Genomic DNA, 9,077 nt, shown 5'->3' on the forward strand with positions numbered 1-9,077 from the left:
CTTCACTCACGGAGCACATTGAACAGATGGTGAACTTCTCGAAACAGAAACGGCTGGGCGCCTTGGCGTTGGTGGCTTGGGGCGGCGCCTTGGGTCATTCCGCGTTCGTTCAGGCGGGGCCGGCGAGCCTTGCCGATTGCGCGGCCATCGCGAACGATCAGGCGCGCCTGGCCTGCTACGATCAGGCCGCGACGCGGCTCGCGCCGACCGCTCTCGAACCGGGCCCCGTGAGCACCGCGATGACGGTACCCGTGGTCCCGCCCGAAGCCGACGAGCCGGCCGAGGTCAGGGCGTGGCCGCCTGTCGAAGGCACGCTGATCGAGCGGGCCTGGGGGTTCGAACCGGACTCCAATCGTTACGCGATCAGTCTGTATCGGCCCAACTACCTGCTGCTAGGCCGGTATTCGGATCGCCCCAACGAGGCCCCCTTCGACGTGCTCTTCAATGCGTTGGATAACCCGGACGCGAAGTTGGACTCCACCGAGGCGCAGTTCCAGATCAGTTTCAAGGCGCGCTTGTGGACCACCGACGACCGCCGTTTCGGGATCTGGGCTGCTTACACCCAGCAGAATCAATGGCAGGTGTACAACGACGACCTGTCGCGTCCGTTCCGCGAAACCAATTACCAACCCGAACTGATCCTGAGCTTCAAGCCCGGGCTCTCGTTCGGCGGGTTCCACTGGGGACTCCTGAACCTCGGTTATAACCATCAGTCGAATGGCCGCTCCGACCCGATCTCGCGCAGTTGGGATCGTATCGTCGCCGAGATCGGCATCGAGCGCGGTGATTTCGCCCTGTTGATCCGGCCCTGGGTCGTGATCAGCGATGGCGGTGACGACAATCCGGATATCGAAGACTACTATGGCCACGGGGATATCACGGCCTTTTACAGATGGCGCGGCAACAGCTTCAGCGTGATGGGCCGGGGCAATGTCGACACCGGAAAGGGGACCGTCAAGTTCAGCTGGATGTCGCCTCCGCTGATCGGCCCCATGCGCGGCTATGTGAAGGGTTCTTCCGGGTATGGCGATAGCATGATCGACTACAACTGGCGGCAAAACACGATCGGCATCGGGGTTGCGCTCAACGATGTCCTCTAGTGTTTGGTACCCGTACCGGGTGCCGTCGCGCGGCCGGGAGAGATGGTCGAGGCGATGAAGCATCAGCCTGATCACGACCCGCATCGTGCGGCCGCCGATTCGGCTCCGGACGACCGCGTCCGCCTGCGCCCGCTGGTCTCGGTCGGTGCGCTGCGCGCGCTGGGCCTTTTCGGCTTTTGGCTGTTACTCACCGGTGCGGCGCCGGCCGATTTGGCGACCGGCCTCGCCGCCGCGCTCGCCGCCACCTGGGCCAGCCTATGGCTGCTGCCGCCGCGTCCCGGTCGGCGCTGGCGGTTGACCGCGCTGGTCCGGCTCGCCGGGCGCTGGTCCTGGCAGGCCGTCGTCGCCGGGGTTCAGGTCGCTTGGCTCGCGCTGCAACCGCGCCTGCGGTTGCAGCCCGGATTCATCGCCTACCCGGCGCGGCTGCGACCGGGTCCGGCCCGCGACACCTTCGGCGCCATCACGAGCCTGCTGCCGGGTACCTTGCCGGTCGGTTCCGACGCCGATGGCGCGCTTGTCTATCATTGCCTCGATGTCACGCAACCGATCGCGGCGCAACTGGCCGCCGACGAGGCGCTGTTGCGGCGGGCGCTGGGCGAGTCCGACGACGATGACTGAGTTCCTGCTCGGCGCGGCCGGCGTCGTGCTGCTGGCGGTGGCCGTGGGCCTGGTCCGCGTTCTGCGCGGTCCCGGCGCCGTCGACCGGATGATGGCCGCGCAACTGCTTGGTACCGGGGGCATCGCGGCCTTGTTGCTGCTCGGGGTCGCGACCGACCAGCGGGCGGCGCTCGATGTCGCGCTGACGCTGGCCCTGCTCGCGGCCTTTGCCGCCGTCGGCTTCGTCAAGATGGCGGCGCGCGATCGCGACCCGGAGGAGGGCGAGGCCCGATGAGGCTCCTGCTCGACCTGTTCACGATCCTGACCGTCAGCGCCGGGGCCTTCTTCTTCTTGGCCGGGACCATCGGCCTACTGCGCTTTCCCGATCCGCTCTGCCGCTTGCATGCACTGACCAAGGCCGACAGCCTCGGCTTGGGCCTGGTGGTGGCGGGCCTGATGGTTCAGGTGTCCTGGCCCCTCGGCGCGATGCAACTCGTCGCCATCTGGCTGTTGGCCCTGCTCGCCGCGGCCACGGTCGCGCAACTGATGGGTCGCGCCATGCGCCGCGGTGGACCCGACCGATGAACCAAGGTCTGACCCTGGCGCTCGCGGTCGATCTGGGCTTGACCCTGGCGGCCCTCGGCCTGGCTGCCTGGGTCATCGGCACAGGTCGCAGCGAGGCCGCCATCGTCGGCTTCGTCGCCTACGGTCTGCTGTTGGCGTTGGTCTGGGTGCGTCTGGCGGCGCCCGATGTCGCGTTGACCGAGGCGGCGATCGGTAGTGGCCTGACCGGCCTGCTGCTGCTCGGTGCGGCCAGGCGACTGCGAGGGACCGAGGCGGCCTTCGACGTGCCGCCGGAACGTCCGCCGCGCGCCCAGCACTGGCTCGCTGCGTTGTTCAGCGCGTTGGTCGCGTTGGCGTTGGCGGGCGTCGTGCTGACCCTGCCGGAGCCCGCGCCGTCGCTGGCCCCCGAGGCCGTAGCCAACCTGCCGCAGACGGGACTGGGCAATGCCGTCACGGGTGTGCTCCTGGCCTATCGCGCGCTCGATACGCTGCTCGAGACCCTGGTCCTGCTGCTGGCCCTGGTGGCCGTCTGGTCGTTGGCGCCGGACCGGGCCTGGGGCGGTCGCCCGCGGCTGTGGCACCCGGAACGGGGCGGTGCCCTGACGCTGCTCGCCCAATTGCTGCCGCCGTTCGGCATCGTCGTCGGCCTCTATCTGTTCTGGAACGGGGCCAACGCGCCCGGCGGCGCCTTCCAGGGCGGCACCATCCTGGCTGCGATGTGGCTGCTCGTGATGCTGGCGGGTCTCGCGCGGGCGCCGACGATCGACGCCCGCTGGCTGCGATGGCTGGTGATTGCCGGTCCCGCGGTGTTCCTCGGTATCGCGCTTCTGGGCTTCGCGATCGCCGGGGCCTTCCTCGGTTATCCGCCAGCCCTAGCCAAACCGCTGATCCTCATCATCGAGACGGCGCTGACGCTGTCGATCGCCGCGACCCTGGCGTTGCTGATCGCCGGGCCACCGCAGCCGGGGCCGCCGTCCTGAGCGCGGCGACCCTCTTTGGCCTCTGCGGGGCGGGGTTGGTCGGCTTCGGTCTGTACGGCCTCATCATCCATCCCCACCCGCTGCGCAAGATCCTGGCCTTCAACCTGCTCGGCAGCGGCGTCTTCCTGCTCTTTGGCGTCATCGCCCGCCGCGGGGCTGGGGCTGGCCTCGGGAGCGATCCGGTGCCCCAGGCCCTGGTCATCACGGGGCTTGTCGTCGCCTTCGCGGCCACGGCCCTGGCGGTCGCATTGCTGCTGCGGCTGTTCGAGACGTCGGGACGGATCAGCTTGCGGCCCGACGAGTCGGCGCCTGACCAATCCCAGGCCAGCGATGATTGACCCCGGCCCGACGCTGACGATGGCGACGACGGCCGACGGCTACCTGCTGGTGCTGGCGCTGGTTCTGCCGGTCGTCGTGGCCGTGGCGGCACCGCTGGTCGGCGGCCGGCGGGCGGCGGATCTGTTCCTATTGCTGATCCCGGCGGGCCTCCTGGTCGCAGTCGGCATCGTCGTCGCCGTCGTCCGCGCGGACGCGGCGCTCCTCTACCTGCTGGGGGGCTGGGCGCCGCCACTCGGTGTAGCCCTGCGGGCCGATGGCCTGTCGGCGGCGCTGTTGCTGACCTCGGCGCTGGTGATCGGGATGATCGGGCTCTATGCGCGGCCCGCCTTTGCCACGCCGACCGGCACCAAGGAGGCCCGCGCGCCATTGGCCTTCTGGACCCTGCTGCCGGCCCTGTGGGGTGGGTTGAACGCGGTCTTCCTGAGCAATGACCTGTTCAGCCTGTACGTGGCCCTGGAGCTGTTGACTTTCACCGCGATCCCGCTGGTCTGCCTCGACGGTCGCGCCGAGACCCTGGGGGCGGCCCTGCGCTACCTGCTTTTCGCCCTGGTCGGATCGGCGCTCTACCTGCTCGGAACGGCGCTGCTCTATGGCGCCTATGGCACCCTCGACATCGTGCTGCTGGCCGGGCGGATCGGCACCGAGCCGACCGCGCTGATCGCGATCGCGCTGATGACGGTCGGGCTGCTCGCGAAGACTGCGCTGTTCCCGCTCTACCTCTGGTTGCCGCCGGCCCATGCCGGTGCCCCGGCTGCGGCGAGCGCCGTGCTGTCGGGCCTGGTCGTCAAGGCCTCGCTGTTCATCGTCATGCGGCTTTGGTTGGATCTGCTGCCGGGGTTGGCGACGACCTGGGGGGCGCAACTCCTTGCGGCGCTCGGGGCCGCGGCGATCCTGTTCGGCAGCGTCCTGGCCTTGCGCCAGGCGCGGCTCAAGATGCTGATCGCCTATTCGACGGTGGCCCAGATCGGGTACCTGTTTCTGATGTTTCCGCTGGTCGCGGCCCCGGCGATGGCCGGTCTCGGCGGCGCCGACGCCTTGACCGGCGGCACCCTCCAGATCGTCTCGCACGCGCTGGCCAAGGCGGCGATGTTCCTGGCCGCGGGACTGATGGCCGAGGCGCTCGGCCACGACCGAATCGCTGGCCTCGGCGGTCTCGGTCGGGCGCTTCCGCTGACGCTGGCGACCTTCGCGCTGGCGGGCCTGTCGCTGATGGGTTTGCCGCCGAGCGGTGGTTTTCTGGCGAAGTGGCTGCTGCTGACGGCGGCGATCGTCGCCGGCCAGTGGTGGTGGGCCTTGGTGATGCTGGCCGGTGGCCTGCTCACCGGGGCCTACCTGTATCGGGTCCTGGTCGCGGCCTTGGCCGCCGCGCCCGAGCCAGCGATCCGGTACAGGCCGATAGCGCGGTGGCGAGAGCTCGTGCCCTTGGTGCTCGCGGTCTGTTCGGTGCTGCTTGGTCTCGTCGCGTTCGCCCCGGTCGATCTGGTGCCGATCGGTCGCCCCTGAATCGAGATGGATGCCTCCACCGATGAACGAGGATAACGCCTGGTTGCTCGTCGCGAGTTTGGCGTTGCCGCTGGCCATGCTGATCGCCGGCCTGGTCCCGGGGTGGCGACGGCATCTGTCCGCCTGGCTCGTCGTGGCCCCGCTGCCGGCCTTGGCGGCGGCGCTGCTGGTGGTCGAGGCCCCGCCGCTGGTGCTGGACGAGGCCGGTCTAAAGATCGGGCTTGCGCTCGACCAGCCCGGCGCGCTGTTGCTCGGCGTCGCGGCCCTGCTCTGGAGCGCTGCGGGTGCCTATGCCTGGCGGTACCTGCGCGGCGATTCGAGCGAGGGCCGCTTCGTCGTCTACTGGTTGCTGTCGCTGACCGGCTGTCTCGGCGTCTTCCTCGCCGCGGATCTGGTCAGCTTCTACCTCTTCTTCGGGCTCGTCAGCCTCGCGGCCTATGGCTTGGTGGTCCACGATGGGACGCCGCGCGCGCGCCATGCGGCGGTGGTCTACATCGCGCTGGCCGTCTTCGGCGAGGCCTGCCTGCTGCTCGCCTTCGTGTTGCTGGCCGCGGCGACGCCAGGCGAGAGTCTGCTGATCCGCGATGTCGTGGCAGCGCTGCCGAGTTCGCCGCTGCGCGACCAGACCCTGGCCTTCCTGCTGCTCGGATTCGGACTCAAGGCCGGGCTTCTGCCGCTGCACCTGTGGCTGCCTTTGGCGCATCCGGCCGCGCCGATGCCGGCCTCCGCGGTGCTCAGTGGCGCCATCATCAAGACCGGGCTGTTCGGGCTGATGATTTTCCTGCCGTTCGGCGCCGAACTCCCCGGCTGGGCCTGGGGGTTGACCACCGTCGGCCTGGTCACGGCCCTGTACGGCGCCTTGATCGGTCTCTTCCAGGCCAATCCGAAGACGGTGCTGGCCTATTCGAGCATCAGCCAGATGGGTGTCGCGACAGCGATCCTCGGCATGGGGCTGGCGCTGGGCGAGGCGGCCGCGGTGTTGGTAGCGGCCTTTTACGCGGCTCACCACGTGCTGGTGAAGGGCGCGCTTTTCCTCGCCGTTGGCGTGGTCGCCGCGACCGGCCGGCGTCGCCTGTGGCCGGTGCTGCTGCCGACCGCGGTCCTGGCGCTCGGCCTCGGTGGTCTCCCGCTGACCGGCGGCTTCCTCGCAAAGCTGGTGGCCAAGCCCTGGCTCGACGAGGGCCTCGTCGGACTCGTCGCAACCCTGTCGGCGGTCGCCACGACGATGCTGATGGTGCACTTCCTGCGGCGCCTGCTTGCCAACCTGGCCGTGGAACCCATGAACCGGGCGCCGCTCGGGCTGATCCTGCCTTGGGCCGGGCTCGCGGTCGCTGCCTTGTTCGTGCCCTGGGTGCTCTATGCGCGGGTGCTGGCGGCCGCAGACCCGACCGAAGTTCTGACGATGGCCTACCTCTTGGCGGCGGCCGGACCCGTGCTCGCGGGCCTGGCGCTGGGCCTGATCCTCGTACGGTGGGGGAACCGCCTGCCGCCGATCCCCGAAGGCGATGTCGGGGTGTGGGGCGAGCGGGCCGTGCGCGCGACCTTCGCCTGGGGCCGGCCGCTTGCGCGTCTCGATGCCGTCCTGCGTCAATGGCCGGCGGCGGGCCTGGCCCTGCTCACTCTCGCGCTGCTGCTCGGGCTTTCCATGCTGGGCGGTCCGTGATGGTCGGCGTACCAGCCGATCAGCGAAATCGGGTGAGTGCGGTCAGCGGATTCGACGGTTGCTCCATCCCGTCGCGCGATGGGAGTTGGCGGAGGTGGTGTGGGGCCCTCGCGCTGATGCGAGGCGACCGCGCCATCGGCCACCGCCGTGGCGGACCCCTCGTAGTTGATGAAGGGTTGGTCGATTGTGTGGGATCGGCGCCCTGACTGCGAGCCGGTGGCTTCTCTGAGAAGACCCCCACGCCAACTCACCCGCGCTTCGTCACCGATCAACAGCCTCACCGGGACCGAATGTCATGAAAAACAGACCGTGGATCGCGGATTAAGGAGAGAAACAACATGCGATACCTGCCTCTCGCCCTGCTCGCAGTCGCCCTTGGGGGTTGGCAACCTGACAAGAGCGCCGATGCCATGGAAATCCAGCCCCCAGAGCTGGCCACGGATCCGGTCGTTGATATGCACACCAGCCGCATTGCCCTCGATTGGGCGGGTCTCTATGAAGGGTTGCTCGGCTGCTCGGATTGCGCGGGCATCCATACGCAGTTGACCCTCGAACCGGATGGCCGCTTCGAGATCGTGACCAGGCGACTGGTCCGAGGGGCCGAGCCGTCCTCGGCGCAGGGAAAGTTCGAATGGGAGCCGGGCGACAATAGCATCGTGCTCGATGCCGATGGAGACGGGCAGCGCTTTACCGTGGGCGAGGGGCGTCTCGTGCTGGTGGATGCCGGGCAGACGCAGCCGGCTTGGGGCAGGGCGGACGCTACGCTCGCGCAGTCGTCTCCCGCGCAGCGCGATACGCGGCAGGATCTGGGCGACATGCTCGTGGACCATCGCTGGTTGCTCGTCGATGCGACCGATGCGGCCAATCGGCGCATCGACACCCTGTTCCCGAACGCCGAGCGATCGTTCGTGTTCCACTTGGTTGACTCGCGTCTGCACGTTCAGGGCGGTTGCAACGGGTTGCGGGGTGCGTACGGATTCGACGCCGACGGCATGCTCGAGGTGACGGGCAGGGCGAGCACGATGATGGCCTGTGAGGCCCCGCTGATGGAGGCGGATGCGGCCCTCTCGGCGCTGATGGCCGAACCGTTGGAGACGGTCCTGATCCGGGGTCTCGAGCCCAGACTGGTGCTTCTCACAACGGCCGGCGATGCCCTGGTTCTGACGGGAGAGCTCACACCGGAGGCCCGTTTTGGGGCCCCGACCAGGGTGTTCATGGAGGTCGCCGCGCAGACCGTGGAATGCGAAGCAGCGCTGCTGGAGGATGGCCGCTGCCTGCAGGTACGCGAGATCCGCTTCGACGAGCAGGGACTGCGGGTGGGTACTCCCGACGAATGGCAGGCCTTCACCAGCATCATCGAGGGTTACCAGCACCAACCCGGCATCCGGAATGTGTTGCGCCTCGAGCGTTTCGATCCGCCGGCGGGTCCAAACGTGCCGGAGGGGCCGATCTACGTTCTGGATCTTGTGGTCGAATCGGAGGTGGTACCTCAGTGACGTATTACGCCCGTTGATGCTAACGGGTGCATGCGGGGACAGATCGATCAACCTGTCCCCGCCCCCGGAGGTGAGGGCGTTCCGCGCGTGCGAACTGCTCAGCCGACGCGCGTGCCCGTGGACGGCGAGTCCGATATCGAGGGTTGCAGAAGTCATCGCAGACGGCTCGTTGCGACACGCGGCAAGGACGTCCGTGTCAGCTCGACGGCGGGATCCCTCCCGCCGACGGTCGCCGCGACCTGCCTCCGATGACTTTCGGGACGATTGATATGCGTTGCCGGAACAACAGGGCGAGGATCAGCACCGGAGCCTAAAGCAGCGCGATCAAAGCTCCAAAGGCCGCGAATTCCGGCGGCTGAAACCTGACCAGTCGGGGCGCGAGCGGCGCGGGTGGTTCAGTCCCTCGATGCGCAGCAGAGTACAGGCCCAGCGGTGGTCGTTGTACGGAATCCGCGAGTCGGGATAGGCGAAAATGGCGATGTCCCCGCACGCGCGGATGCTGAGGCTCGGGTCGAGCGCACAGCCTGGACTTATGCAGATTGTAAATGTAATTTACAAATAACATAGAAGACCATGGTTCCGTTTCATGATCCCTCGTGCCGCAGAATCACTCGTTCATAGCCTTCTGCGAGGCTTTCCCATCGTCACCTTGACCGGGCCTCGGCAATCCGGCAAGACCACGCTGTCCCGCCACATCCTGTCGGACCGGCCCTATCTCTCTCTCGAAGATCCGGATGTTCGCCGGCTTGCCGTCGACGATCCCCGTGCCTTCCTGGCGCGTTGTCCTGCCGGGGCGGTGCTCGACGAGGCACAGCGAGCGCCGGATCTCTTCTCC

General features: G+C 68.2%; 10 protein-coding genes. All 10 read left to right on the forward strand.

Going from position 1 to position 9,077, the window contains the following annotated elements; genetic code table 11:
* The first annotated feature begins 26 nt into the window (after positions 1–26).
* On the forward strand, positions 27–1,100 hold the full coding sequence (locus ABC977_RS14555) for a phospholipase A (RefSeq protein WP_369667996.1): 1,074 nt from the start codon (positions 27–29) through the stop codon (positions 1,098–1,100).
* Positions 1,101–1,154: 54 nt separating this feature from the next.
* Complete coding sequence (locus ABC977_RS14560; protein WP_369667997.1) at positions 1,155–1,718, forward strand: Na+/H+ antiporter subunit E; 564 nt, start codon at positions 1,155–1,157, stop codon at positions 1,716–1,718.
* Complete coding sequence (locus ABC977_RS14565) at positions 1,711–1,992, forward strand: MrpF/PhaF family protein (protein WP_369667998.1); 282 nt, start codon at positions 1,711–1,713, stop codon at positions 1,990–1,992. The genes ABC977_RS14560 and ABC977_RS14565 overlap by 8 nt, the downstream gene beginning before the upstream one ends.
* Positions 1,989–2,282, forward strand: coding sequence for a cation:proton antiporter (locus ABC977_RS14570; protein ID WP_369667999.1), 294 nt, complete (start codon positions 1,989–1,991; stop codon positions 2,280–2,282). The genes ABC977_RS14565 and ABC977_RS14570 overlap by 4 nt, the downstream gene beginning before the upstream one ends.
* Positions 2,279–3,241 (forward strand): hydrogenase subunit MbhD domain-containing protein, encoded by a 963-nt coding sequence (locus ABC977_RS14575; RefSeq protein WP_369668000.1) that lies wholly within the window; start codon positions 2,279–2,281, stop codon positions 3,239–3,241. Before ABC977_RS14570 ends, ABC977_RS14575 begins: the two co-directional genes overlap by 4 nt.
* The gene (locus ABC977_RS14580) at positions 3,238–3,579 is read left to right on the forward strand and encodes an NADH-quinone oxidoreductase subunit K (RefSeq protein ID WP_369668007.1); all 342 of its coding nucleotides are present in this window, start codon (positions 3,238–3,240) and stop codon (positions 3,577–3,579) included. Before ABC977_RS14575 ends, ABC977_RS14580 begins: the two co-directional genes overlap by 4 nt.
* Entirely contained in the window at positions 3,572–5,083 is a 1,512-nt protein-coding gene (locus ABC977_RS14585; RefSeq protein WP_369668001.1) for a complex I subunit 5 family protein, read from the forward strand. The genes ABC977_RS14580 and ABC977_RS14585 overlap by 8 nt, the downstream gene beginning before the upstream one ends.
* Positions 5,084–5,105: 22 nt before the next feature.
* A complete protein-coding gene (locus ABC977_RS14590) occupies positions 5,106–6,746 on the forward strand; it encodes a proton-conducting transporter transmembrane domain-containing protein (protein ID WP_369668002.1) in 1,641 nt (546 codons plus the stop codon).
* Between the two features lie 338 nt (positions 6,747–7,084).
* Positions 7,085–8,242, forward strand: coding sequence for a copper resistance protein NlpE N-terminal domain-containing protein (locus ABC977_RS14595; RefSeq protein WP_369668003.1), 1,158 nt, complete (start codon positions 7,085–7,087; stop codon positions 8,240–8,242).
* A gap of 586 nt (positions 8,243–8,828) precedes the next feature.
* Positions 8,829–9,077: AAA family ATPase (locus ABC977_RS14600; protein WP_369668004.1), on the forward strand; the 249-nt coding region annotated here is incomplete at its 3' end.

It is taken from the genome of Thioalkalicoccus limnaeus, from assembly GCF_041197575.1.
GTDB classification, from domain to species: domain Bacteria; phylum Pseudomonadota; class Gammaproteobacteria; order Chromatiales; family Chromatiaceae; genus Thioalkalicoccus; species Thioalkalicoccus limnaeus.